This window comes from Nocardia tenerifensis NBRC 101015, from assembly GCF_000308715.1.
Taxonomy (GTDB): Bacteria; Actinomycetota; Actinomycetes; order Mycobacteriales; family Mycobacteriaceae; genus Nocardia; species Nocardia tenerifensis.
In genome coordinates this window covers 23,388-48,428 of sequence record NZ_BAGH01000424.1, presented here as the reverse complement: position 1 = coordinate 48,428, position 25,041 = coordinate 23,388, and the positions used below count along the sequence as shown (strand labels likewise).

At 67.9% G+C, this 25,041-nt stretch carries 22 protein-coding genes, 2 tRNA genes and 1 pseudogene; 12 read left to right on the top strand and 13 right to left on the bottom strand.

Features of this window, described 5'->3' with window-relative positions:
* The 6 genes and pseudogenes from ON39_RS33815 to ON39_RS33790 form a co-directional block, all read left to right on the top strand.
* Positions 1–185: pseudogene (locus ON39_RS33815) on the top strand (serine/threonine protein phosphatase); the annotation flags it as partial.
* A complete protein-coding gene (locus tag ON39_RS33810; RefSeq protein WP_040740288.1) occupies positions 185–1,675 on the top strand; it encodes an FtsW/RodA/SpoVE family cell cycle protein in 1,491 nt (496 codons plus the stop codon). The pseudogene ON39_RS33815 and the gene ON39_RS33810, both read left to right, overlap by 1 nt.
* Positions 1,672–3,141 (top strand): peptidoglycan D,D-transpeptidase FtsI family protein, encoded by a 1,470-nt coding sequence (locus ON39_RS33805; protein WP_040740287.1) that lies wholly within the window; start codon positions 1,672–1,674, stop codon positions 3,139–3,141. Before ON39_RS33810 ends, ON39_RS33805 begins: the two co-directional genes overlap by 4 nt.
* A 31-nt stretch (positions 3,142–3,172) precedes the next feature.
* A complete protein-coding gene (locus tag ON39_RS33800; RefSeq protein WP_040740286.1) occupies positions 3,173–4,690 on the top strand; it encodes a serine/threonine-protein kinase in 1,518 nt (505 codons plus the stop codon).
* Positions 4,687–6,591, top strand: a complete 1,905-nt coding sequence (pknB, locus tag ON39_RS33795; protein ID WP_040740285.1) for a Stk1 family PASTA domain-containing Ser/Thr kinase — start codon at positions 4,687–4,689, stop codon at positions 6,589–6,591. Before ON39_RS33800 ends, pknB begins: the two co-directional genes overlap by 4 nt.
* A gap of 99 nt (positions 6,592–6,690) precedes the next feature.
* On the top strand, positions 6,691–7,110 hold the full coding sequence (locus tag ON39_RS33790; protein WP_040740284.1) for a CBS domain-containing protein: 420 nt from the start codon (positions 6,691–6,693) through the stop codon (positions 7,108–7,110).
* Between the two features lie 4 nt (positions 7,111–7,114).
* Here ON39_RS33790 and ON39_RS33785 read toward each other — a convergent pair whose 3' ends face one another.
* Positions 7,115–8,263, bottom strand: coding sequence for a dihydrofolate reductase family protein (locus tag ON39_RS33785; RefSeq protein WP_246002957.1), 1,149 nt, complete (start codon positions 8,261–8,263; stop codon positions 7,115–7,117).
* A 25-nt stretch (positions 8,264–8,288) separates the two neighbouring features.
* Positions 8,289–8,933: an aminodeoxychorismate/anthranilate synthase component II gene (locus tag ON39_RS33780; RefSeq protein ID WP_040740283.1), complete on the bottom strand. Its 645-nt coding sequence runs from the start codon at positions 8,931–8,933 to the stop codon at positions 8,289–8,291.
* A 173-nt stretch (positions 8,934–9,106) separates the two neighbouring features.
* Between ON39_RS33780 and crgA the strand changes: the two genes are divergently transcribed.
* Together crgA and ON39_RS33770 are read left to right on the top strand one after the other, a co-directional pair.
* On the top strand, positions 9,107–9,370 hold the full coding sequence (gene crgA / locus ON39_RS33775; RefSeq protein WP_040740282.1) for a cell division protein CrgA: 264 nt from the start codon (positions 9,107–9,109) through the stop codon (positions 9,368–9,370).
* A 121-nt stretch (positions 9,371–9,491) separates the two neighbouring features.
* Positions 9,492–9,986, top strand: coding sequence for a PH domain-containing protein (locus ON39_RS33770; protein ID WP_040740281.1), 495 nt, complete (start codon positions 9,492–9,494; stop codon positions 9,984–9,986).
* Between the two features lie 85 nt (positions 9,987–10,071).
* On the opposite strand, the gene ON39_RS33765 is transcribed toward ON39_RS33770, so the two are convergent.
* Both ON39_RS33765 and ON39_RS33760 read right to left on the bottom strand, forming a co-directional pair.
* A complete protein-coding gene (locus tag ON39_RS33765; protein ID WP_040740280.1) occupies positions 10,072–10,938 on the bottom strand; it encodes a rhomboid family intramembrane serine protease in 867 nt (288 codons plus the stop codon).
* A gap of 4 nt (positions 10,939–10,942) precedes the next feature.
* Positions 10,943–11,470 (bottom strand): peptidylprolyl isomerase, encoded by a 528-nt coding sequence (locus ON39_RS33760; RefSeq protein WP_040740278.1) that lies wholly within the window; start codon positions 11,468–11,470, stop codon positions 10,943–10,945.
* Positions 11,471–11,634: 164 nt separating this feature from the next.
* On the opposite strand from ON39_RS33760, the gene ON39_RS47715 reads away from it, so the two are divergent.
* Positions 11,635–11,847, top strand: a complete 213-nt coding sequence (locus tag ON39_RS47715) for a hypothetical protein (protein WP_083894847.1) — start codon at positions 11,635–11,637, stop codon at positions 11,845–11,847.
* A 25-nt stretch (positions 11,848–11,872) separates the two neighbouring features.
* Here ON39_RS47715 and ON39_RS33755 read toward each other — a convergent pair whose 3' ends face one another.
* From ON39_RS33755 to ON39_RS33745, 3 genes are all read right to left on the bottom strand, one after another.
* Positions 11,873–12,715, bottom strand: a complete 843-nt coding sequence (locus ON39_RS33755) for an ABC transporter permease (protein WP_083894846.1) — start codon at positions 12,713–12,715, stop codon at positions 11,873–11,875.
* Positions 12,712–13,713 (bottom strand): daunorubicin resistance protein DrrA family ABC transporter ATP-binding protein, encoded by a 1,002-nt coding sequence (locus tag ON39_RS33750; protein WP_040740274.1) that lies wholly within the window; start codon positions 13,711–13,713, stop codon positions 12,712–12,714. The genes ON39_RS33755 and ON39_RS33750 overlap by 4 nt, the downstream gene beginning before the upstream one ends.
* A 1,027-nt stretch (positions 13,714–14,740) precedes the next feature.
* Positions 14,741–15,670: an acyl-CoA dehydrogenase family protein gene (locus ON39_RS33745; protein WP_040740272.1), complete on the bottom strand. Its 930-nt coding sequence runs from the start codon at positions 15,668–15,670 to the stop codon at positions 14,741–14,743.
* A 342-nt stretch (positions 15,671–16,012) separates the two neighbouring features.
* Between ON39_RS33745 and ON39_RS33740 the strand changes: the two genes are divergently transcribed.
* Positions 16,013–16,723, top strand: coding sequence for a YoaK family protein (locus ON39_RS33740; RefSeq protein WP_040740270.1), 711 nt, complete (start codon positions 16,013–16,015; stop codon positions 16,721–16,723).
* 39 nt (positions 16,724–16,762) lie between these two features.
* Positions 16,763–17,956: a DUF1444 domain-containing protein gene (locus tag ON39_RS33735; protein WP_051187452.1), complete on the top strand. Its 1,194-nt coding sequence runs from the start codon at positions 16,763–16,765 to the stop codon at positions 17,954–17,956.
* A gap of 393 nt (positions 17,957–18,349) precedes the next feature.
* Here ON39_RS33735 and ON39_RS33730 read toward each other — a convergent pair.
* The 4 genes from ON39_RS33730 to ON39_RS33720 all read right to left on the bottom strand — a co-directional run bounded on the left by ON39_RS33730 (position 18,350) and on the right by ON39_RS33720 (position 19,624).
* Positions 18,350–18,422: transfer RNA gene (locus ON39_RS33730), tRNA-Ala, on the bottom strand.
* A 3-nt stretch (positions 18,423–18,425) separates the two neighbouring features.
* On the bottom strand, positions 18,426–18,533 hold the full coding sequence (locus ON39_RS50205) for a DLW-39 family protein (RefSeq protein WP_211336347.1): 108 nt from the start codon (positions 18,531–18,533) through the stop codon (positions 18,426–18,428).
* 29 nt (positions 18,534–18,562) lie between these two features.
* Positions 18,563–18,636, bottom strand: a tRNA-Ile gene (locus ON39_RS33725).
* Between the two features lie 187 nt (positions 18,637–18,823).
* The gene (locus tag ON39_RS33720) at positions 18,824–19,624 is read right to left on the bottom strand and encodes a DUF3566 domain-containing protein (RefSeq protein WP_373283759.1); all 801 of its coding nucleotides are present in this window, start codon (positions 19,622–19,624) and stop codon (positions 18,824–18,826) included.
* 33 nt (positions 19,625–19,657) lie between these two features.
* Between ON39_RS33720 and ON39_RS51555 the strand changes: the two genes are divergently transcribed.
* Positions 19,658–19,894, top strand: a complete 237-nt coding sequence (locus ON39_RS51555) for a hypothetical protein (RefSeq protein WP_373283758.1) — start codon at positions 19,658–19,660, stop codon at positions 19,892–19,894.
* Between the two features lie 111 nt (positions 19,895–20,005).
* Here ON39_RS51555 and gyrA read toward each other — a convergent pair whose 3' ends face one another.
* Positions 20,006–22,528, bottom strand: coding sequence for a DNA gyrase subunit A (gyrA, locus tag ON39_RS33715; protein WP_040740266.1), 2,523 nt, complete (start codon positions 22,526–22,528; stop codon positions 20,006–20,008).
* A 57-nt stretch (positions 22,529–22,585) separates the two neighbouring features.
* Complete coding sequence (gene gyrB / locus ON39_RS33710; RefSeq protein ID WP_051187451.1) at positions 22,586–24,640, bottom strand: DNA topoisomerase (ATP-hydrolyzing) subunit B; 2,055 nt, start codon at positions 24,638–24,640, stop codon at positions 22,586–22,588.
* Positions 24,641–25,041 lie beyond the last annotated feature (401 nt).

The window sequence follows — 25,041 nt, the reverse complement described above, 5'->3', positions numbered from 1 at the left end:
CCGCCCCGCCGGCGCCCAGCACGGCCGCCGTCCCGACCGCTGAGCCGCCGCCCGCGCCGCCCGCCAACGGTGACGCCAAGGGCACCGAGCTCAAGACGCCGACGAAGTCGGAGATTCCGGTTCCGCCGTCGTCCGCGTCGCCGAACCCCCAGATCGCGGGGGAGAACTGCCGGGTGACGGACTGATGTCCGCGCCGGCACCGCCGTCCGCTGGGGCCTTTCCCAGTCCTCCCGGCGGCTTCGCTCCCGCGCCACCGCCGAGCACCCGACGCAATATCGAGCTGCTGTTGCTCGCGGGGGCGGCGGGGATCACGACGGTCTCGCTGTTCCTGGTCGAGGCCGGCCAGGAGCAGTCGGTCACCTGGGACATCGCCAAGTACGGGCTGGCCTTTCTGGCGCTGTTCGGGGTGGCTCACCTCGCGGTGCGCCGGTTCGCGCCGTTCGCCGATCCGCTGTTGCTGCCGATAGTCGCGCTGCTCAACGGGCTCGGGCTGGTGCTGATCCACCGGCTGGACCTGGCCGATCAGCAGGAGGCGGCCTACAACGACACGCCGATGCCCTCCCCCGACGCCAACCAGCAGATCCTCTGGACCGGCCTCGGCATGGTGGTGTTCATCGTGCTGCTGATCGTGCTGCGCGACTACCGCACCCTGGCCCGCTACGGCTACACCCTCGGCCTGGTCGGGCTGATCGCGCTGGCGTTGCCCGCGGTGCTGCCGAGCCGGTTCTCCGAGATCAACGGCTCGAAGAACTGGATCAAGATCACCGGATTCAGTATCCAGCCCGCCGAGTTCGCGAAGATCCTGCTGATCATCTTCTTCGCGTCGGTGCTGGTGGCCAAGCGTGACCTGTTCACCGCCGCCGGGCGGCACCTGCTCGGCATGGAGTTCCCGCGCGGCCGCGACCTCGGACCAATCGTGGTGGTCTGGATCGTCTGCGTCGGCGTGCTCGTCTTCGAGAAGGACCTCGGCACCTCGCTGCTGATATTCAGCACCGTGCTGGTGATGCTCTACATCGCGACCGAGCGGGTCGGCTGGCTGATCATCGGCGGCGCGCTGCTGACCCTCGGATTCTTCTTCGCCTACAAGACTTTCGGCCACGTCAAGATCCGCACCGAAACCTGGCTGCACCCGTTCGACGACTACAACAACACCGGCTACCAGATCTCGCAGTCGCTGTTCGGCCTCGCCACCGGCGGCCTCGCCGGCACCGGCCTCGGCGGCGGCAGGCCGAACAAGGTGCCCTTCGCCAAGACCGACTTCATCATCACCACGATCGGCGAGGAGCTCGGCCTGATCGGGCTCACCGCGGTGCTCGTGCTGTTCCTGGTGCTCATCGTGCGCGGCCTGCGCACCGCGCTGGCCGTGCGCGACAGCTTCGGCAAGCTGCTCGCGGCGGGCCTGGCGTTCACCGTCGCGATCCAGCTGTTCGTCGTGGTCGGCGGCGTCACCAAGCTGATTCCGCTGACCGGGCTCACCACGCCGTTCATGTCCTACGGCGGTTCGTCGCTGCTGGCCAACTACGCGCTGCTGGCCTTGCTCATCAAGGTCTCGGACGCGGCCCGCGCGCCCGCCCCGGCACGCAAAGCCGTGCCCGCGGCCCCCATCGCGGACGCGACCACCGAACTGTTGCGCAAGCCCGAATCAGGCCGACCGGAAGCGGGGCCCGCGACGTGAACACTCCCCTACGCCGGGTCGCCATCGCGGTGATGCTGATGATCGTCGCGCTGCTGCTCAACGCCACCTACGTGCAGGTGATCAAGGCCGACGACCTGCGCACCGACCCGCGCAACTCCCGGGTGCTGCTCGACGAGTACTCCCGCCAGCGCGGGCAGATCTCCGCGGGCGGCACCGTGCTGGCCAACTCGGTCGCCACCGAGGACCGCTACAAGTACCTGCGCACCTACCCGAGCTCGCCCGAGGCCTACGCGCCGGTCACCGGCTTCTACTCGATGCAGTACCGCACGACCGGACTGGAGCGGGCCGAGGACTCGGTGCTCAACGGCTCCGACAGCCACCTGTTCGGGCAGCGACTCGTCGACATGGTCTCCGGGCGCGATCCGCGCGGCGGCAACGTGCTCACCACCCTCGACCCGGCCATGCAGCAGGTCGCCTACGACCAGCTGACCAGCAAGGGCTACACGGGGTCGGTGGTGGCCATCGAGCCGAGCACCGGCCGGATCCTCACCATGGTGTCCACGCCGAGCTACGACCCGAACCAGCTGTCCAGCCACGACGGCGCGCACGGCACCCAGACCTGGGAGGCGCTGAACGCCGACCCGCGCCAGCCGATGCTGAATCGCGCTGTCTCGCAGACCTATCCGCCCGGCTCCACGTTCAAGGTGGTGGTCACCGCCGCGGCGCTGGCGAACAACGTCGCGACGCCGGAGGACCAGTTCACCGCGGCGCCGAACATCACCCTGCCGGGCACGGCCACCACGCTGGAGAACTACAACGGCTCGAACTGCGGCTCGGGCCAGAGCGCCTCGCTGTACGAGGCGTTCCGGCTCTCCTGCAACACCGCGTTCGCCGAGCTCGGCGTCAAGGTCGGTGCCGCGCGGCTGAAGGACCAGGCCGCCGCCCTCGGCATCGGCGAGAACCGGGCCATCCCGATTCCGGTCGCCGAGAGCACCGTCGGCACCATCCCGGACAACGCCGCGCTGGCGCAGAGCAGCATCGGACAGCGCGACGTGGCGCTGACGCCGCTGGACAACGCGGTGATCGCGGCGACCGTCGCCAACGGCGGCGTCCGGATGGAGCCGCACCTGATCGACCAACTGCAGGGGCCCGACCTCAGCGAGTTGTCCAAGACCAAGCCGGTCTCGCTCGGCCAAGCGTTCAACGCACAGGTAGCGTCGTCGCTGACGAATCTGATGATCGCGTCGGAGGAGAACACCGCCGGCGGCGGCAAGTCTTCCCGCTATCAGATCGCGTCCAAGACCGGCACCGCCGAACACGGCAGCGATCCGCGCAACACCCCTCCGCACGCCTGGTACATCGCCTTCGCGCCCGCGCAGAATCCGAAGATCGCCATCGCGGTGATCGTGGAGAACGGCGGAGACCGCGCGCTGGGCGCCACCGGCGGCAAGGTGGCCGCGCCGATCGCGCGGGCGGTCTTGGACGCCGGTCTGCGAGGCGGCTGAACGATATGGATGTGCGAGTGAAGGTACGGGGATGCTGAACAACGGTGCGATGATCGCCGACCGCTATCGCCTGCAGCGCCTGATCGCGACCGGCGGCATGGGCCAGGTCTGGGAGGCGCTGGACACCCGGCTCGATCGCCGGGTGGCGGTCAAGGTGCTCAAATCGGAGTTCTCCGCCGACCCGACGTTCCGGCATCGGTTCCGCACCGAGGCCAGGACCACCGCCCAGCTGAATCACCCTGGGATCGCCGGGATCTACGACTACGGCGAGACCACCGACCCGCAGGGCAGCGAAACCGCTTATCTGGTCATGGAATTGGTCCAGGGCGAGCCGCTGAACACGGTGCTGAACCGGCTCGGCCGGCTCTCCGTCGGCCAGGGCCTCGACATGCTCGAGCAGACCGGCCGGGCGCTGGACGTGGCGCACCGCGCCGGGGTGGTGCACCGCGACGTGAAGCCGGGCAACATCCTGGTGACGCCGACCGGGCAGGTGAAGATCACCGATTTCGGCATCGCCAAGGCCGTGGACGCCTCGCCGGTGACCAAGACCGGCATGGTGATGGGCACCGCGCAGTACATCGCGCCGGAGCAGGCGGTCGGCGAGGACGCCACCGCCGCGAGCGACGTGTACTCCCTCGGCGTCGTCGGCTACGAGGCGCTCGCGGGCACCCGCCCGTTCAGCGGCGACGGCGCGATCACCGTCGCGATGAAGCACGTCCGTGAGACGCCGCCGCCGATGCCCAGCGATCTGCCCCCGAACGTGCGGGAGCTGATCGAGATCACCATGGGCAAGGACCCCAAGGCCCGTTACTCGCGCGGCGGCGAATTCGCCGACGCGGTGGCCGCGGTGCGCGCGGGCCGCCGGCCTCCGCCCCCGGCCGGGGCCAACCCGTCGATCCCGATGACCGGCGCCACCAGGGTGCTGCCGCCCGGGCCGACCGTCGCGATTCCTTCCACGCCAACCGATTTCGACGGCGCGACGGTGCACTACTCCACGCCCGCCGGCGCGGCGCTCGGCACCGCGGGCTACGCGAGCGGCACCGGCGCCCCCGCGACCATGCTCAACAACGCGGGCACCGGCGGCAACCACGCCGCCGCGGGCGAGGACAAGCGGTTCACCACGACGCAGAAGTGGATGGCCGCGCTCGGCGCGGGCGCGGTGCTGCTGCTCGCCGCCGTCCTGTACCTGATGTTCGGCGGCGACACGAACCCCGACTCGAAGGTGCCGCCGGTCACCTCGTCCACGCCCGCGCCCAAGCCGCCCCCGCCGCCGGTGACGACCACGACGACGGCCAAACCCGCTCCGCCGCCGGTGATCACGACCGAGCCGACCACCACCGAGCCGACGACCACCACCCCGGAGCCGACGACGACAACGCCGCCGCCGAGCACGACGACGCCGCCGAGCAGTACCAAGGCGCCGACGACGACACCGGCCACCACGCTGCCCCGAATTCCCACCATCGACATACCATTTCCGGGGAACGGTGCCCGAGGCCCCTCGGGCACTGCGAGCGCGCCAAATACCTATTCGCAAGGACAACGATGACGACCCCGAAGAATCTCTCCTCCCGCTATGAGCTGGGCGAGATCATCGGGTTCGGCGGCATGTCCGAGGTCCACAAGGCGCGCGATCTGCGGCTCAGCCGAGACGTGGCGATCAAGGTGCTCCGGGCCGACCTGGCCCGCGACCCCACCTTCTACCTGCGGTTCAAGCGCGAGGCCCAGAACGCCGCCGCGCTGAACCATCCGGCCATCGTCGCGGTGTACGACACCGGCGAGGCCAAGGTCGACGACGGCCCGCTGCCCTACATCGTGATGGAGTACGTCGACGGCGACACCCTGCGCGACATCGTGCGCGGCCAGGGTCCGCTGCCGCCGCGCCGCGCCATGGAGGTCGTCGCGGACGTCTGTGCCGCACTGGATTTCAGCCACAAGGCCGGCATCGTGCACCGCGACATGAAGCCGGCCAACATCATGATCAACCGGGCCGGCGCGGTGAAGGTGATGGACTTCGGCATCGCCCGCGCGCTCGCCGACAGCTCCAACCCGATGACCCAGACCGCCGCGGTGATCGGTACGGCGCAATACCTCTCGCCCGAGCAGGCGCGCGGCGAGACGGTCGACGCGCGCTCGGACGTCTACTCCGTCGGCTGTGTGCTGTTCGAAATCCTCACGGGCGAGCCGCCTTTCACCGGCGACTCGCCGGTCGCGGTGGCCTACCAGCACGTCAGGGAGGATCCGCGGCTGCCGTCGCACGTGCATCCCGGCGTGCCGCGCGAGCTCGACTCGGTGATCCTCAAGGCGATGAGCAAGAACCCGGCCAACCGCTATCAGAGCGCGGCCGAGATGCGCGCCGACCTGATCCGGGTGCTCGGCGGGCAGAAGCCCATCGCCCCCATGGTGATGACCGACGAGGACCGCACCACCGTCTTCGGCTCGAACGAGCCCGCCCCGCGCAGCTACCGCACCATCGAACGCAACGACGACACCGCCGAGCAGGGGCCGCCGGAGGAGAGCGGCCCACGCCGCACCGTCTATATCGCGGTCGCCGCGGCCGCAGGCGTCGCCGTCCTGCTCGCCCTGTTCTGGGTGTTGATCGGGCCGGGCAGCAAGCCGGAACAGGTTGCGGTGCCCGACCTTTCGGGCAAACCCTCGCAGCAGGCGACGGACGCGCTGCAGCAGGCCGGCTTCAAGGTCGCCATCCAGCAGAAGCCGGACAGCAAGGTCGCGACCGGCAATGTCATCTCCACCGCGCCGCTCGGCGGCTCCCGGCAGGACAAGGGCAGCACGATCACGCTGCAGGTGTCCACCGGCCCGGCCCAGGTGCAGGTGCCCAAGCTCGACGGGATGAGCCAGCAGGAGGCCGAGGTCGCGCTGCGCAACAGCAACCTGCGGATCGACCCCAATGTGCTGCGCAAGCCGTCGAGCACGCAGGACAACGACAAGGTCATCGCGCAGAATCCCTCGGCGGGCTCCCGGGTAGACGTAGACCAGGCCATCGTCATCACCATCGGCACCGGGCCCGAGTCGGTCCGGGTGCCCAACGTGGTCGGCCAGGACATCGAGGTCGCCCGGCCGAACCTGGTGGACAGCGCCGGATTCAAGATCACGATCCAGGAGGTGCCCTCCTCCCGGCCCAAGGGCGAGGTGCTCTCGACCAGCCCCGCGGGCGGCGCGACGGCCGAGAAGGGTTCGACCGTCACCGTTCAGGTGTCCAGCGACCAGATCAAGATGCCGTCGCTGGTCGGGCTCACGGTCGCGCAGGCGGTCGACAAGCTGCGCGCGGAGGGTTGGACCGGCACGCAGAGCCAGATCAGCCAGTCGCCGCAGGGCACATTCGACACGACCGGAGTGGGGCGCATCCTGAGCCAGCAGCCCTCCGCCGGCGGTTCGATCGGGAAGAACGGGACCGTGTCGGTCGGGGTGGGCGTACTCGGTCCCCCGTGAGCCGATCGACCCGAAACACCGACCGGTCGGTGTGATCGCGGGCAGAATGGTGCTTGCTCCATCCAAATCAGCCGTGCTGAGTATTGAGGAGGAAGCACTATGACTACCGCCAGGGACATCATGAAGCCCGGTGCGCAGTGGATCTCCAAGGACGAAACCGTGGGCCATGCCGCCAGGCTGATGGCCGCGCTCGGTGTCGGATCGCTGGTCATCGCCGACGACAACGATCGCATGTGCGGGATCATCACCGACCGCGACATCGTCGTGAAATGCGTTGCGCAGGACTGTTCGCCGGAGACCACGCTGGCCGCCGAGCTCTGTGAGTCGACGCCGCGCTGGGTCGCGGCCGACGCCGACGTCGAGGACGTGCTCGACCGGATGCAGAGTTACCGGGTCAAGCGCATGCCGGTGATCGACAACAAGCGCCTCGTCGGCATGATCAGCGAGGCCGACCTGGCTCGGCACCTCGACGACAATCAGCTCAGTGAGTTCGTGACCGCGATCTACGGGCGGCCCTAGACCCTTACGACAGATCGAGGTGGCGGTTCATCGACATCGCCTCGTCCGCCAGCTCGGGAAGTTCGACCACCTCGACGCCGTGCTGCCGTAGCTTCTCCACACCGACACAGTTGGTCACGAAGGTCGCGGGCTCGCGCCAGGCCAGCACGACCCGGCCGATCCCCGCCCGCAGGATCCGGTCGGTGCACGGCAGCCGCGTCGCGGTGCCGCGCCGGGAACACGGCTCGAGCGTCGTGTAGATCGTCGCCCGCGCCAGCCGCGGATCGTGCGCGCCGAGCTTGTCCAGTGCGGACTCCTCGGCGTGCACCTTCGCGTCGGTCTCGCGCGAATATCCGGTGGCGATCTCCGCTCCGTCGGCCACGATCACCGCGCCGACGGAGAACGCCGTCTCGCTCGGTGGGCACAGCCGCGCGAGCTCGATCGCCCGCTGCATGAACCGAATGTCGCGCTCCGCCACGGCCTGTGGCTTCGGCAGATAGCGCAGGACCGCGACGTCACCGGCCTGGGCGATCCCGGCCAGCCGCATGCGCCGATGCGGCGCGCCCGGGTAGCTCGCCGCGTCGAGGAATCGCGGTGCCGCGGGGTCGCCGACCAGCAGGGGCGCGACGGCCAGGTGCAGTTCGTCCGCGAGATCGCCGGCGAGGAAGGTCGTGTGGACGCGGGTGCCGCCCTCGACCATGAGCCGCGCGACGCCGCGGCGGCCCAGATCGTCCAGCAGGCGACCGAAGTCGAGTTCAGTTCCGAGCGAGACGATCTCGGCCAGACCGGACAGCGCGTCGCCGAGCCGGGCCGCGCCCGCTTCGGTGGTGTAGACGAGTTTCGCGCCGCCGTGGTGCCAGAACCTCAGCCCGGCCGCCAGGTCACCGCTCGCGGTGACGGTGACCTTCAGCGGGAACTCCGGCTTTCCCGCCGCGATCCGCGCCGCGCGGCGCTCGGCGCCGTCGACGAGCAGCCGGGGATTGTCGCGGCGCAGCGTCTCCGCGCCGACCAGGATCGCGTCGGAGTCCGCGCGCACCTGGTCGACCCGATCGAAATCCGCCGCGTCCGACAGCCGCAGGCGCTCGGGGCTCGCGTCATCGATGTACCCGTCGACGCTCATCGCCACCGACAGCAGCACGTGCGGCCGGGTCGGCTCGGCCGCGGCCGGCCTCACCGCCGTGCGCCTTCGCCGGTGCCGCTCACTGGAGCACCAACGCGGCGACCTCCGCCTCCAGCATCTCCACCAGGCCCTCGGCCGGACGCTCACCGCAGACGCCGAGCCAGTTGGCCAGCATCCGATGACCGCCCTGGGTCAGCACCGATTCGGGATGGAACTGCACGCCGTGGATCGGCAGGGTGCGGTGGCGCATGGCCATCACGATGCCGGTCTCGGTGCGGCCGAGTACCTCGATCTCCTCGGGCAGGGTGTCCTCCAGCACGGTGAGCGAGTGGTAGCGCGTCGCGGTGAACGGGTCGGGCAGCCCGGCCAGCACGCCCGCGCCGACGTGGAAGACGGAGCTGGTCTTGCCGTGCAGCAGTTCGGGGGCGCGGGTCACCGTCGCGCCGAACGCCTCGCCGATGGCCTGATGGCCGAGGCACACCCCGAGCAGCGGCACGGACTGCTCGGCGCAGGCGCGCACCAGGCCGATGCTGGCGCCCGCGCGATCGGGCGTGCCGGGGCCGGGGCTGATCAGGATGCCGTCGAACTCGGCCACGACGGCGTCGACGTCGGCGAGGTTCGCGTCGTCGTTGCGCCAGACCACGGCCTCGACACCCAACTGTCCGAGGTACTGGACCAGGTTGAACACGAAGCTGTCGTAATTGTCGACGACGAGAACACGCATGGTCCGAGATTACGTGCCCGCACGCCACAGCGTCGCATCCAATACCAGTTGGGATAGCCTAGAGGCACACCGGAGGGCGCCAGAGCCTCGTCCACCGTGGCGAGCGAGCTCCGCACGACCCACCCGCGCCTGCCCCGCCGGTACCGACCTGCACGCCGAAATACGAGGACGTCATGCCCAAGTCGAAGGTCCGGAAGAAGACCGACTACACGATCAATCCCGCCAGCCGGACGCCGGTGAAGGTGAAGGGCGGGCCGTCGCCGGTCTGGTACGTCGCCATCATGCTCGGGTTCATGCTCGCCGGGCTGGCGTGGCTGCTCGTCTACTACCTCGCCGCCGACCACATCGGCTGGATGAACGACCTCAACGCCTGGAACTTCCTGATCGGTTTCGGCCTCATGGTGGTCGGCCTGATCATGACCATGCGGTGGCGCTGACACCACATCTGGGTTGTTCCGGCCGACACGGACACCATATCTGGATTACAGACGTGTCATTCATACACACCTGTGGATGAATCTGTGGACAACTCGAGGAGCGATTGGGGAAAGTGACCGCGTGACGCCTGATTCTCCCGATCCACAGCCGGAGTCCGAGCCGCGCGACGCCACCCCGCGCCTCGCCTGGGCCACGCCGACGCCTGCCCTGATCGCGGTGACCGGCGGCGGCCTCGTGCTGGCCGTCGCCGCGATCCTCGCGAACGAGCCCGCCAGTCGCCTGCTCGTCGGACTGGCCGCGCTCGGGCTATTGGCGCTGGCAGGACTGGGTTTCCGGCAACGCCCCCGGCTGGCCGTCGTCCCCGGGGCCGACCCGCGCATGGTCGTACGCACGCTGCTCGGGGCCGACGAATACGGCCGCGAGCAGATCGTCCGCGCCCGGGTGGTGGACTACCGCCGCCTCGGCCGCAAGATGCCGATGCTGGAGATCGACGTCGACCACGACGGCACCGAACGGCTGCTCATCTTCGGCCGCTGGGACCTCGGCACCAGGCCCGACGACGTATACGACATCCTCGTTCGGGAGCTCCGGCTGTCGGGTGAGACCACTCGCTGAGCCCGGTTGTCCACAAGTTATACACAGGCAGAACATCGTGACGGAGGTCGGTCAGACGTGTTTCACGTGAAGCCGCGCCCCGACATCAGGCCAGCGACATAGCGGTAGCGCCGATCACCCCGATCGCCACCAAGCCGACGACCGCGACGGCGATCCAGCCGATGAGGCGAGCGGTCTCCTGTGACTTCGCGCGCAGCCAGGTGGGCAGGAACAGAATGCCCAGCGTCGCGAGCGTGCCTGCGGCCAAGCCCCCGAGGTGCCCCCACAGCGAGATGCCCGGCAGGGAGAAGCTGATGAAGACGTTGATGCCGATCAAGATCAACATCTGATTCGGGTTCTGCCGCAGCCGGATCAGGATGACGGTGATCGCGCCGAACAGTCCGTACACCGCACCCGACGCGCCGGCCGTCTGGGTGTTCTGCGCGAACACCATCACACCGGCCGAGCCACCGAGCAACGACACGAGATAGACCGCGAGGTAGCGCAGCCGCCCGAGCACCAACTCGGTATCGCGCCCGATCACGTACAGCGCGAACATGTTGAGCAGCAGGTGGATCGGGCCGTAGTGCAGGAAGCCGGACCCGATCACCCGGAACCACTCACCGGCGCCGACCCACGGCGGAGCCAGCACCCAGTCCAGGAAGAGGGCGGACGTCCGGTTCGCCACCAGGCTCTTGGACTGCGCGGCGGTGATCGCGAAGACCGCGACATTGATCGCGATCAGCGTGTACGTCACGTACGGCAGCGACGCCCTGGCCACCGGCGCGCCCGCCACGGTGCGCACGGGGGCCACATCACGGCGCTCCTGCCGCAGGCAGTCGACGCAGTGCTGGCCGACCGCGGCGGGGCGCAGGCATTCCGGGCAGGCGGGCCGTCCGCAGCGCGTGCACGCCAGGCCGGTGGGACGTTGGGGATGGCGAACGCACGTCGGTGCGGGCGGCTGGGCGGTCATGAGCTCATTCGATCGTGATCTTGGTGATTTCCACAGGTTGCAGTGGGCGGTCGTTGCGGTCGGTGGCCGTCGTCGCGATCGCGTCGACGACGTTGCGCGACTCTGGGTCGATGACCTCACCGAAGATGGTGTGTTTGCGGTTGAGGTGCGGCTGTGGGCGCACGGTGATGAAAAACTGCGAGCCGTTGGTCCCCGGCCCCGCGTTGGCCATCGCCAGCAGGTAACCGCGGTCGAAGCGCAGTTCCGGGTGGAACTCGTCGCCGAACTCGTAGCCGGGGCCGCCGCGCCCGGTGCCGGTGGGATCGCCGCCCTGAATCATGAAGCCGGCCATCACGCGATGGAACACCGCGCCGTCGTAGAACGGGCCGGTGCGGCCGCCGCTGGCGTTATCGGTGGTGTACGGCGCGGAACCGTCGGCGAGGCCGATGAAGTTGCGGACCGTCTTGGGCGCGTGGTTACCGAAGAGCGAGATCTTGATGTCGCCATGATTCGTGTGGAGCGTCGCCACAGCGGTCTGATTCGGTGAGGTCACGCCGCAATGCTACGGTCCCGCCGCGCCGGAACTTCAGCGCACCGGGCGGGCGTCGCCCGTGTCGGGGCGCGCAGAGGCGGTCGAGTACCGGTGCGTCGCGCCGCCGCGAGCGGCGTTGAGCTGGCGCTACTGCATGAACGGCCCGGTTGTGCCAGCATGGGCCAATGACCTTGGGGCCACTACATGTATCCGCACGTACTCGTAACCGGTTCATCGTCGCGGTCGTCGTCGCGCTGGCGGGCAGCGTCGCGTGGCTGATCCGCAGCAGGCGCCCGCAGCCGCCCGCCCCGGCCCCGGCGCCCCCGCGCATCGGCTACTCCCGCAACGGCTCCGCGCCCGCCCCGGTGGCGGGTGCGAGCGCGGAGAACGGTCGCTGAGTCCAGCGTCGCGGAGGAGCGTCGGCTAGCGACTGACGGTCTTCTTGTATTGCCGGATCGACAAGGGCACGAAGATCACCATGATGACCACGACCCAGATCAAGGTCGTCAGCTCGGGGTTGCGCAGTGCCCACGCGGTCGGCGGGGCGGCCAGCGGGTCGGTGTTGCCGAACAGGTCGCGTGAGGCCTGGGTGAGGGCGGAGACGGGGTTCCACTCGGCGATCACCCGCAGCACCGACGGCAGCTTCTCGCTGGGCACGAATGTGTTCCCGATGAAGGTCAGCGGAAAGACCACGATGAAGCTGGCGTTGTTGAAGACCTCCGGCGTGCGAACCAGCAGGCCGACGAAGGCCATGATCCAGGACACCGCGTAGGCGAAGAGCAACAGCAGCACATAGGCCAGCACCGCGTCCAGGAACGAACCGCGAATCCGCCAGCCGACCGCCAGCCCGGTCAGCGACATCACCGTCAGACTCACCACGTTGATCACCACATCGCTGAGCGTCCGGCCGATCAGCACGGCCGACGGCGCCATGGGCAGCGAGCGGAATCGGTCGATGATGCCCTTCTGCATGTCCTCGGCCAGCGCGGCGCCGGTGAACGACGCGCCGAACACCACGGTCTGCGCGAAGATGCCCGCGATCAGGAACTCGCGGTAGCTGACGCCGGGCACATCGATCGCCGAGCCGAAGATGTAGGCGAACAGCAGCACGAACATGATCGGCGAGAGCGTCGAGAAGACCAGCACGTCCGGCACGCGCTTGATCTTGATGATCCCGCGCTTCGCGATGGTCATGCTGTCGCTGACCACCATCGACAGCTTCCCCGCCAACGAGGATCGATCGACTACCGAAGCCGTCGTTGTCATCGGGACTTCCCTTCCGCCGTCTCGAACTCGGCCGCCGCGCCGCCGCCGTTGACCAGTTCCTCCGCCTCGTGGCCGGTGAGGGAGAGGAACACATCGTCGAGCGAGGGCCTGCGCAGGCCGACATCGTGCAGCCGCACGTCGAGCTCGGCCAGCTTGCCGATCGCCGCGACCAGCGCCTGCGAGCCGTCCGACACCGGGACGATGATGCGGCGCAGCCCCGGCTCGACGCGAATCTCGCCGTCCGCCAGGCTTTTCAGCGCCTGCGTCGCGACGCCGATATTGTCGGCGTGGTCGACGGTGAGCTCGATCCGGTCGCCACCGACCAGCGTTTTCAGCTCGTCGGCGGTGCCGCGGGCGATCACCCTGCCGTGGTCGATCACCGCGATCGCGTCGGCCAGCCGGTCGGCCTCGTCCATGTACTGCGTGGTGAGCAGGAGGGTTGTGCCGCCGGCCACCAACTCCTCGATGACGTCCCAGAGGTCGAGCCGCGCGCGCGGGTCGAGGCCGGTGGTCGGCTCGTCGAGGAACAGCACGGGCGGGTTGGCCACCAGCGCGCCCGCCAGGTCGAGCCGCCTGCGCATACCGCCGGAGTACGTGCGCACCGGCCGGTCGGCGGCGTCGCTGAGCCGGAACCGTTCGAGTAGTTCACGCGCTCGTTCTTTACTGCGCCGCACGCCCATGTGATACAACCGGCCGACCATTTCGAGGTTTTCCGAACCGGTGAGGTATTCGTCCACCGCGGCGTACTGGCCGGAGGCCCCGATCCGCGAACGTAGCGCCCGTGGGTCGCGCAGCACGTCGATGCCCGCGACGGTGGCGCGACCCGCGTCGGGGATGAGCAGGGTGCTGAGCACCCGGACCGTGGTGGTTTTACCTGCGCCGTTGGGTCCGAGCAGCGCGGTGACGGACCCCTGCGGCACCCGGAGGTCGAGCCCGTCGAGGGCGACCAGAGCGCCGTATCGTTTGACCAGTCCCTCGGCGACTATTGCGTCGGGCATATTTCTCCTGATCGTGAGTTTTCCTGGGATGTATTCAATGGACGTCGGCTGTCTGCGAATTTTCGATCGGAGCAAGGGCGGTACGAGTCAGTATTGTCCTGACCGCCGATGATTTCCTCCGATTTGTTCGGCATTTCGATCATGGAAACCATCCGCTGGGCAGCGAGACGAGTCCGTGGGCCGCGAGGTGGTCGATCAGGCGCAGCGGCGGCTCGACCACGGTCGGGAACACCCGTGGAGGCGTTGAGGTGGGCAATCGCTCGAATCCTTCTACGCGGCGACATCTCTCTACAATGTACAGAGTTTTGGCGAGCCTGCCAGCCCCCACATTTCCGCCGCGTGGCCGCCCGAAGAAAGCGGAAGGCCGCACCTCGATCCAGGCGGTGCTCGGGGGTGCCGGATCGAAGTGCGACCGGTTCCATACTCCCGCCAGACACCCCTGCGCGTCGCGGGTAGCGGACTACCCGAATAGCCGGCGCACGGTACTCGGTCCCGGGCCCAGCGAGCCGAAAACTACCGAGCGCCTTCATCGCTCGGCCACGACGGCCACCGGCATCCACTGTGCACACGAACACATGTTCGCATCGGGGTACGACAGGTTCGGGCCGTCAGGACACCCCGACGAGACGACACGCGGTACACGCCTGCCGCTCCCGCCGCATCATTCGATTTCGAGAGCGATTCGCACCACACAAAGACCGGTCGGCATGTTTATTACGCGGCTTCCACACCCGCTTCCGGCATCGCCCGAAACCAGGTATCTGCCTGCGTAACAGCGGTTTTGGCAAACTCCAGGCCACCGCCGGGGAGCGACCGCGTGGCCCATCGGGGTACCCGAAACGGTCACGAACTAGCAGAAAGTAAGCCCACCCAAAAAATCTTCGAAAAGTGGCCCTCCCCACGCGTACACAAACGCCGTTCATCGCGTAGGATCATTCAGGTCGGCCCCTCCCCCCGGGCCGACCTTACGCGGGCCTCGGCTAACTCCCCCCCTTCGCCGAGGCCCGCTCCCCATTTCCGGACCAGGTCAATCCGCCTGATCGAGACCGGGCAGCACCGATCGCCAGGCCGTAGCCAGCCGCTGATCGCGCACCCGCCCGGCGACCGCGAGCAGCGGACGATCCCGCTCCCACCGCTGCCGCGTCACCGAATCCACCGACGGCCACAGGGAATCCACCTCCGCCAGCAGCTGGCCGAAGTACGCGAACGCGCCGCCCAGCGCCACATGCACGCCCGGCGAACTCGGCGCATCGATGTCCAGCCCACGCACCGCCGCCACCGCGGTGAGCAGTTGCTGCACCACCGGCCGCGGCCAGCTCGACGCGCGCGCGACCCGGACGAGCCAGCCGAGCGCCGCCGCGAGCACGTGCACGTCCTCGATCGTGCGGAACGGCTTGAGGTACTCCACATACCCGTCGCCCGGCAACACCACCGCGGCGACATCTGTCAGCGTCACCACGGCGTGCGGGATCTCCGGCGCGAACGCGGTCGCGGGCAGACTCGTCACCTGCACTCCGGCCTCACCCGCCGCGACCATGCCGGCGCGCAATCGATTCCGGCCGGACGCGTCCGCTCCGACGCTGGCGATCACCACCAGCCGCTGCGCCAGCATGCCCAGTGTGGCAAAGGTTTTGGTGCCGTTGAGGCGGGGGCCGCCGAGGTCCTCGCGCAGCGTCGTCTCGATCGCCGACGGATGGCCACCGCCCGCCTCGGTCGCGCACAGGGCGACCAGCTCGTCGGCGGGCAGATCGGGGATGAGCGCGCGCAACGCCTCCTGGTATCCGGAGAGGAACGCGTAACCCAGCCGGTCGGCGCCGAACCCGCCGGCGAGGGCGACGTCGACCGGCTTGTCGAACCGGTTCGCGGCCACGCGATGCCGCGTCCACGCCGCGGCGACATCGTCGAGCGGGGTCGCGGCGACGTGTTCGGTCAGTAGGTAGTCGAGCACGGAGTCCACTCCTGCACGGTAACGGGCGCGGTCCCGACGCATGGTCACACATCGACCCGTACCGCTTCTCTCGTGCGACCGGTCACAACACCGCGGCCGCTCGAGCGGCACACCCGCGCGTCGATTCCCGAGTCACTCGGTGGCCGACGGCATCGTGCCGCACCGATACTGACCACGCAGGACGCCGCTCTCTCGTCACTCGAACAACCCGAGCTCTTTCGCCGGGCGAGCCTCGCCTTCACTTCCCGGAGTATTGGTGACCGTCCGGCAACCCACGGCGCTGCACATGCGCGTCTCAGGGGCGAGCGGTAACACTGAAGAGTCACATCCGCCTCGAAAGGAGCCTGACCTGTGCCGAAACCAGACGAAGCACGCAAGAGGGCGCTTTTCGACAACGAAGCGAGACTGTCCTGGGTATTGGCCGCACTGGCCGGTTTGATCGGCGCCGCGGCGTTCATGCATACCGCCGGCTACTTCGTCACCTTCATGACCGGCAATACCGAGCGCGCCATCCTCGGCCACTTCCACGACCAGAACGACACCGCCGCAGCCGCGGCCGGGTTGCTCGCGTCGTTCGTCGCCGGCGTCGTGGTCGCCTCCTGGTGCCGCAGACACTACTGGTCCGGGCATCCCCACGGTCCGACCCTGCTGACCACTTTCAGCCTGGCCACGGCGTCGATCATCGACATCGTCCGATTCCAGGACCCCGAAACCGCCAGCATCGACTTCGTGCCGATCCTGTTCGTCGCGTTCGGCGTCGGCGCGCTGAACACCTCGTTCGTGAAGGACGGCGAGGTGTCGGTGCCGCTGAGCTACGTCACCGGCACCCTGGTCAAGCTGGCGCAGGGCATCGAACGGCACATCAGCGGCGGCGACTACGCGGACTGGCTCGGCTACTTCCTGCTCTATCTGAGTTTCGCGCTCGGCGCCCTGCTCGGTGGCCTGCTGAGCATGCTCGTCGCCGGCTGGGCCATGCTCATCACCGCGACGGTCGTCTGCCTCATCGTCACCGGCTACACCTACCTGCATCTCGATCGGCACGGACCGCTGTCGGACCGATGACTCCGTGCGCTCGTTCCGCCGGCCGGTTACGGTGACCGCGTGGAGGAGAATTTCGGGGTCGACGCCGACCAGTTCGCGGCGCTCGTCCTGCAGCAGCTGAGCGCCATCGGTGAGCCCGACGCGGAGTATCACCCCGACGGCTTCGAGATCGTCGTCGGCGACCTGCATCTGTACCTGGGCAACGTCTTCCGGGAGGCCGCCGAGCTGCCCGCCGCCGAACGCGACCGGCGCATCGCCAACTTCGTCGCCGGCGTCCGGGAGGCCGACGCGCCGGACACCTGGCCCGACGTCCGCCCCCTGCTGCGACCAATCCTGCGCCCCAACGGTTTCGGCCTCAACACCCCCGCCGACGCCGCCCCGCCGCTCACCCGCCCCGCGTTCCCGTTCCTGGACGAACTGGTCGCGATCGACCGACCCCACTCCCGCTCGATCGTCTCCGCGACCACCTTGGAGAACTGGGGTGTAGACGCCGACGAGGTCTTCGCCGCGGCTCGCGAAAACCTCACGGCCCTAGCGGGTTCCCACGGCATCACCGGCTCGGGCCTGCTCCACTTCTCCGACACCGGCGACGGCTACTGCACCTCCTGGCCCCTGATCCCCGGCTGGCTGGCAGGCACCGGCGACGGCACCCACCGCCCCCTGGCCTTCATGCCCGACGTAGACACCTTGCTCATAGTCCCCGACACCGGCGACCTGACCCCCCTCTTCGCCGAGGTAGAACAGCGTTACCGCAACGCAGTACGCCCAATCTCCCCCCAGGCCTACACAATCGACGACGAGGGCAAGGTAGTCCCCCTCGACCGAATCCCCCACCACCGCCACCAGCCCCAGGCCCTACGCGCCCGCTGCGGCCTGGCCATCACCGAATACGACGCCCAGACAACAACCTTCAACGAGTCCCTGGAACGCGACCTCACCTTCCCCCACCACCCCGACCTACCCCCCGCCTTCGTAGCCTCGGTCATCTACGTAGCCGCCGACCCCGGCCCCTACACCCTCGCAGTCTGGGGCAAAGACGTCGAATACCTACTCCCCGAAGCAGACCGAATCCTGTTCTGCACAGAGGAAAACGGAGAAATGACCCCCCTCCTAGAGGCCCCCTTCGAAGCAGTAGCAGCCCACCTGAACCTAACCCCCATCCCCCAAATGACCCCCCGCCGCTACGAGGTCCGCACCTGGCCCACCCAAGAGGACCTAACCCACCTAGCAAGCACAGCAACCAGAAAAGATTGAGGGAGAAGGACTAAAAGAAAAAGGAAGGTACCCCACAGCCCAAACAGCTTGGGGTGCACTCCCTTCCACAAACCGGCAAAGAACAAGCCCCAGCTCAACAAGCCCAACTCTCAGGCATAGAACAAGCCCAACACCCCGCCAAGCCCTCCCAGCCCAGCCCAGCCCCAATTGTTCCAGCAAAAAGCAACTTCGAAAGAAAACGCCCACCTAGAGCCACCCCCGATGCGAAGCGAGGCGTCAACCATCGCGCTGTACACATCCCCAAAAAGGTAACCATCCAAGGGGGTCCGGGGGGCGAAGCCCCTCCGGGCGGGGCGTGGGGGCTGCGCCCCCACAAAACACGCGGAACGAGAAAAGGCCCCTGCGTTCCATGGGCATGGTTAACCGATCGAGTGGAGCCTAGGGGAATCGAACCCCTAACCCCTGCCTTGCAAAGGCAGTGCTCTGCCAATTGAGCTAAGGCCCCGTGTCAGCGGGTGGTGACCTCGTGCCACATGTCCGCGTCGTTGCGCTGGCGCAGTTTGGAGATGCCGATGAGAACCGCGACCACGGCACCGACCGTGACAATGAGTTTCATGGTTCCCACCCTACTGTGATGTTCGGGAGTGGGCCTAGGAGGACTTGAACCTCCGACCTCTTCGTTATCAGCGAAGCGCTCTAACCGCCTGAGCTATAGGCCCGTATGACTCTTGTGTTCTTCCACCTGAGCCGAGGCTAGAGATTACCCGACCTTTCGCGCTACCTCCAAAACGGCTGGTAGTGACGCTGCTGACAGGCTTGCCGTCTGGTCGTTCAGGGTGGCCGCGCCCATCGAAAACGGCCGGCGTCGCCCGGGGTGGGGCGACGCCGGCCGTGGGAGGCCGAGGTCTAGTCGGGGTCGGCCAGGGTGACCTGGATGCCGCCGACGAGATCGCAGCACTGGTTGTAGATGAATGTGCCGACGGTGCCGAGGGCGGTGAACAGGACCACGTTGATCAGGCCGATGACGCCCGCGTAGCCGAAGACGGTGCCCGCGTCGATGAGCCCGACCGACCCGCTGTCCTGGGACACCATGTCGGTGAAGGTGTTGTTCAGTCGTTCCCACACGCCCATGCCTTCGAGCACGATGTAGAGCAGGCCGACGGCCAGCATCCACACGAAGAACATGGCGACGCTGATCACCAGCGAGATCTTCAGCGTCGACCAGGGGTCGATGCGGCGGATCTGCACGGTGGCCCGCAGCGGCTCGCCGGCGACGGCCGCGGCCACCGCGACGGGCGCGGCGGGTGAGACGGGCGTCTGCGGGCCGGTGTGCTCGACCGAGGGCGGCAGCGGGTGCCGGATCTCCGAAAGGTCCGGCATGTCCTTGATCAGTTCTGGCCGCGCGATGCTGCGGGTGGGTCCGTCGATGCCGACGGACTTCACCATGGCGGCTTCCTTGCGGGCCGCCTTGGCCGCGAGGTCGGCGGTGGTGCGGGCGTTGGTCATGCCGCCGCCCAGCCCGCCGCCGGACGAGGCGCCGGAGCCGCTCGGGCGTCCGGTGACCGGCGCCTGGCCGGGGCGGTACAGGTTGGACTGTGGTTCCCGCTGCGGCAGCTGTGCCCAGCCGTCCTGGAACGGCGACTGGCCGCCGCCGTTGCCGCCGGACTGATCCCCCGACTCGGGTGCGCCGGGCTCTGAGTTGTTCATGCGCACAGTCTGATCGAACGGATCTTGCCCGCTGTGACCGGGAGCCTGCTCCGGCCCCTTCGGCTTGCCCGCGAAATCGCCTTGCTTGTCTTGCATTTCGCGTTGCTGGCCTTGCTGCCCGCCGCCCGGTTGGCCACCGCGCTGGCCACCGGCGGACTGGGCGCCACCCGATTGACCACCGTTGGGCTGGCCGCCACCGGGCTGCCCACCCTGCTGGCCGTTATCGGCCGACGACGCGGGCCGCGGGATCGGCCGCGGCGGAATCGGTGACGGTGCGATCCGCTCGGTCACACCGTTCGTTGGGTGCCGCTCGTCATTCGGCTGATTCGGAGTGGTCAATGGGAATCCTTAGATCCGTTCGTTGCCGCCGCTGTTGGGTTACTACTGGGAGGAACCGGTGTCGCTGCTTTCGCCGGCGAGCAGGTCGGGATCGGGCTCGTCGGCATTGCGCGCGATAGCTAGCAACGTATCGCCCTCGCCGAGGTTCATCAATCGCACGCCCTTGGTCTGCCGTCCAGCCTTACGCACCTGCTTGGCCACCGTCCGGATGACACCACCACCGGATGTGATCGCATACAGCTCATCGTCGTCCTCAACGATGAGCGCACCGACAAGGGTGCCACGCTTGGGGTCGTATTGGACGGTCAATACGCCTTTACCGCCCCGGCCCTGCGGCGTGTACTCCTCGATCGCAGTCCGCTTAGCGTAGCCGCCCGCCGTGGCCACCAGCAGATATGTATCCGGCCGAACGACATTGAGCGACAAGAGTTCATCCGAGGCGTTGAACCGCATGCCCTGCACACCGGAGGTGGCGCGGCCCATCGGGCGCAGCGCCTCGTCGGTCGCGGAGAACCGGATCGACTGGCCGAGCGCGGAAACCAGCAGCAGATCGTCGTCGGCCGAGCACAGCACGGCGCCGACCAGTTCGTCCTCGTCGCGCAGGTTCACCGCGACGATGCCGCCGGTGCGGTTGGAGTCGAAGTCGGTCAGCTTCGACTTCTTCACCAGGCCGTTCTTGGTGGCCAGCACCAGGTACGGCGAGTCCTCGTAGGACTTCAGCTGGATGATCTGGGCGATCTTCTCGTCCGGCTGGAAGGCGAGCAGGTTCGCCACGTGCTGACCGCGCGCGGTACGGCTGGCCTCCGGCAGCTCGTAGGCCTTGGCGCGGTAGACGCGGCCCTTGTTGGTGAAGAACAGCAGCCAGTCGTGCGTCGACGAGATGAAGAAGTGCTTGACCAGGTCGTCCTGCTTGAGCCCGGCGCCCTGCACGCCCTTGCCGCCGCGCTTCTGGCTGCGGTAGAGGTCGGTCTTGGTGCGCTTGGCGTAACCGGTCTCGGTGATGGTGACGACCACGTCCTCGCGGGCGATCAGGTCCTCGTCGGCGACGTCGCCGTCGGCGGCGATGATCCTGGTGCGCCGGTCGTCGCCGTACTTGTCGACGATCTCGGCCAGCTCGTCGCGCACGATGGCGCGCTGACGCTCCGGCTTGGCGAGAATGTCCTTCAGGTCGGCGATCTCGAGTTCGATCTTGGCCAACTCGTCGATGATCTTCTGCCGCTCCAGCGCCGAGAGGCGGCGCAGCTGCATGTCGAGGATCGCGGTCGCCTGGATCTCGTCGATGTCGAGCAGCTGCATCAGGCCGGTGCGCGCGGTGTCGGTGTTGGCCGAGCGCCGGATCAGCGCGATGACCTCGTCGAGCGCGTCGAGCGCCTTGACCAGGCCGCGCAGGATGTGGGCCCGCTCCTCGGCCTTGCGCAGCAGGTACCTGGTGCGCCGGACGATGACGTCCAACTGGTGTTTGACGTAGAGCCGGATCATCTGGTCGAGCCGCAGGGTGCGCGGCACGCCGTCGACGATCGAGAGCATGTTGCAGCCGAAACTGGTCTGCAGCTGGGTGTGCTTGTACAGGTTGTTCAGCACGACCTTGGCGACGGCGTCACGCTTGACGGTGACGACGATCCGCATGCCCGCGCGGTCGGAGGACTCGTCGTGGATGTCGGAGATGCCCGCGATCTTGCCGTCGCGCACCTGCTCGGCGATCGAGTTGATGAAGTTGTCGGTGTTGACCTGGTAGGGCAGCTCGGTGATGACCAGGGTGGTCCGGCCCTTGTTGTCTTCCTCGATCTCGACGACGCCGCGCATGCGGACCGAGCCGCGGCCGGTGGAGTAGGCGTCCTGGATGCCCTGGCTGCCGACGATGAGGCCGTAGGTCGGGAAGTCCGGGCCCTTGACCCGCTCCATGCAGGCGGCCAGCGTGGACTCTTCGTCCGCGTCGAAATTGTCCAGCGCCCAGTAGATCGCCTCGGCCAGCTCGCGCAGGTTGTGCGGCGGGATGTTGGTCGCCATGCCGACCGCGATGCCGTTGCTGCCGTTCATCAGCAGCGCGGGCACCCGGCTCGGCAGCACGGTCGGCTCCTGCGAGCGACCGTCGTAGTTCGCGATGAAATCGACCGTCTCGTGGTCGATCTCGCGCAGCATCTCCATCGCGAGCGGGGTCAGCCTGCACTCGGTGTAGCGCATGGCGGCCGCGCCGTCGTTGCCTCGCGAGCCGAAGTTGCCCTGACCGTCGACCAGCGGGTAGCGCAGCGACCACGGCTGCGCCATGCGCACGAGGGTGTCGTAGATCGACGCGTCGCCGTGCGGGTGGTAGTTACCCATGGTCTCGGCGACCGGGCGCGCGGACTTCACGTAACCGCGGTCGGGCCGGTAGCCGTTGTCGTACATCGCGTACAGCACGCGCCGGTGCACCGGCTTGAGGCCGTCGCGCACCTCGGGCAGCGCGCGGCCGACGATCACGCTCATCGCGTAATCGATGTAGCTGTTCTGCATCTCCTGCTGGATGTCGACCGGGTCGATCCGGTCGCCGCCGGTGCCTCCGTACGGAGGCAGCGTCGTGTCGGTCATGAAGTCTTCTCCTTAGCGGGCCTGGTGCGGTGGCGGTGACGTGGCACGCGCACCGGCTTATACGTCGAGGAAGCGAACGTCCTTGGCATTACGGGTGATGAAGCTGCGGCGGGCTTCGACGTCCTCGCCCATCAGCACGCTGAACAGCTCGTCGGCCGCGGCGGCGTCGTCCAGGGTGACCAGCTTGAGCACGCGCACCGTCGGGTCCATGGTGGTCTCCCACAGTTCCTTGGCGTTCATCTCGCCGAGACCCTTGTAGCGCTGGACGCCGTCTTCCTTGTTGATCTTCTTGCCCGCGGCCAGGCCTGCCTCGAGCAGACCGTCGCGTTCGCGGTCGGAATAGGCGAACTCCGGGTCGCTGCGCTGCCACTTGAGCTTGTACAACGGCGGCTGGGCCAGATACACGTGCCCCTGCTCGACCAGCGGGCGCATGAACCGGAACAGCAGCGTGAGCAGCAGCGTCGCGATGTGCTGGCCGTCGACGTCGGCGTCGGCCATCAACACGATCTTGTGATAGCGCAACTTGGCGATATCGAACTCGTCGTGGATGCCGGTGCCGAACGCGGTGATGATCGACTGGACCTCGTTGTTCTTGAGGACTCGGTCGATGCGCGCCTTCTCGACGTTGATGATCTTTCCGCGCAGCGGCAGGATCGCCTGGTACATCGAGTCGCGGCCGGACTTGGCCGAGCCGCCGGCCGAATCGCCCTCGACGATGTAGATCTCGGACTTGCTCGGATCCTTGGACCGGCAGTCGGCCAGCTTGCCCGGCAGCCCGCCCAGGTCGGTCGCGCTCTTGCGCCGCACCAACTCTCGCGCCTTACGCGCGGCGACGCGGGCCTGCGCCGAGGAGACCGCCTTGTTCACAATGGTTTTCGCGTCGGCCGGGTTGGCCTCGAACCAGTGCGAGAGGTGTTCGTTGCAGGCCTTCTGCACGAAGGACTTGACCTCGGTATTGCCCAGCTTGGTCTTGGTCTGGCCCTCGAACTGCGGCTCGGAGACCTTCACGCTCACGATGGCGGCCAGACCCTCGCGGATGTCGTCACCGGTGAGGTTGCCGTCCTTCTCCTTGAGGAGCTTCTTGTCCTTGGCGTACTTGTTGACCACCGTGGTCAACGCCGCGCGGAAGCCCTCCTCATGGGTGCCGCCCTCGTGGGTGTTGATGGTGTTGGCGAAGGTGTGCACCGACTCGGAGTAGCCGGAGTTCCACTGCATCGCGACCTCGAGCTCGTGGCCGGGGCCCTTGCCGGTGAATCCGACGACCGAGTTGTGGATCGGCTGCTTGGTCCGGTTGATGTGGCGGACGAAGTCCTCCAGACCACCCGGGTAGTAGTAGGTGCGCTGCTTGACCTTGTGCTCGGCCGGCGCGGCCTCGGCCTCGTCCTCCGCGTGCTTCGGCGCGTCGGCCGTCTCGCTGACCACCTCGTCGGTGACCTCGGCCTCGGTGACGCGCTCGTCGGTGAGGGTGATGGTGAGCCCCTTGTTGAGGAACGCCATCTCCTGCAGCCTGCGGGCCACCGTCTCGAAGTTGTAGGTGGTGGTCTCGAAGATGTTCGGATCGGCCCAGAAGCGGATCGTGGTGCCGGTCTGCTTGGAGGGGTCGCCCTGGATCAGCTTGCCGGGCACCGAGTCCTTGTAGGTCTGCGTCCAGTGGTAGCCGTCGCGGTAGACCTCCGCCTCCAGCTGGGAGGACAGCGCGTTCACCACGGAGATGCCGACGCCGTGCAGGCCGCCGGACACCGCGTAGGAGTCGGAGTCGAACTTGCCGCCCGCGTGCAGCTGGGTCATGACGACCTCGATGGTCGGCATGCCCTGCGCGTGCATGGCCACCGGGATGCCGCGGCCGTCGTCGACCACCTCGACGCCGCCGTCGGCGAGCAGGGTGACCTCGACCTTGGACGCGTACCCGGCCATCGCCTCGTCGACGGAGTTGTCGACGACCTCCCAGATCAGGTGGTGCAGGCCACGCTCACCGGTCGAACCGATGTACATGCCGGGACGCTTGCGGACCGCCTCGAGCCCCTCGAGGACCGTGATGGACGAAGCGCCGTAGTCCGCCTTGCCCGAGGTAGCGTTGGTCGAGCCCGATGCGTTGGAGTCGTTGGCAGCCACTGGTCGGTAGCTCTCCTTACTTGCTGATCCTCCTGGCGGGGCACTGCACAGCACGCGTTGATCCCTGCCCATGACTGCTGGAGAGATACCGGGCCACGCGGGCTGTACGGAACGCGCCGAAGGTGATCGCCGCTAGTTACGTCACCATCCTACTGGTACACCCAACTTACAGTGCACCTACGACACCCCTGACGGCTCCGTGAATGCGAGAAATCGGATCGCGACGAGTCTGTTCTGCCCTCCGAGGCTTTAGCTCACCTCTGGAAGGAATCGGGCGGTACGGATCGCGGGGCGCTTCCGGGCGCGCGCAGCCGCGGGTGATATGCCCGCATTTCCGAGTCGGCGGCGTAGCCGATGAATTACCCATACCCCCGCGGTGGCGGTAAACGACGAACGAATCC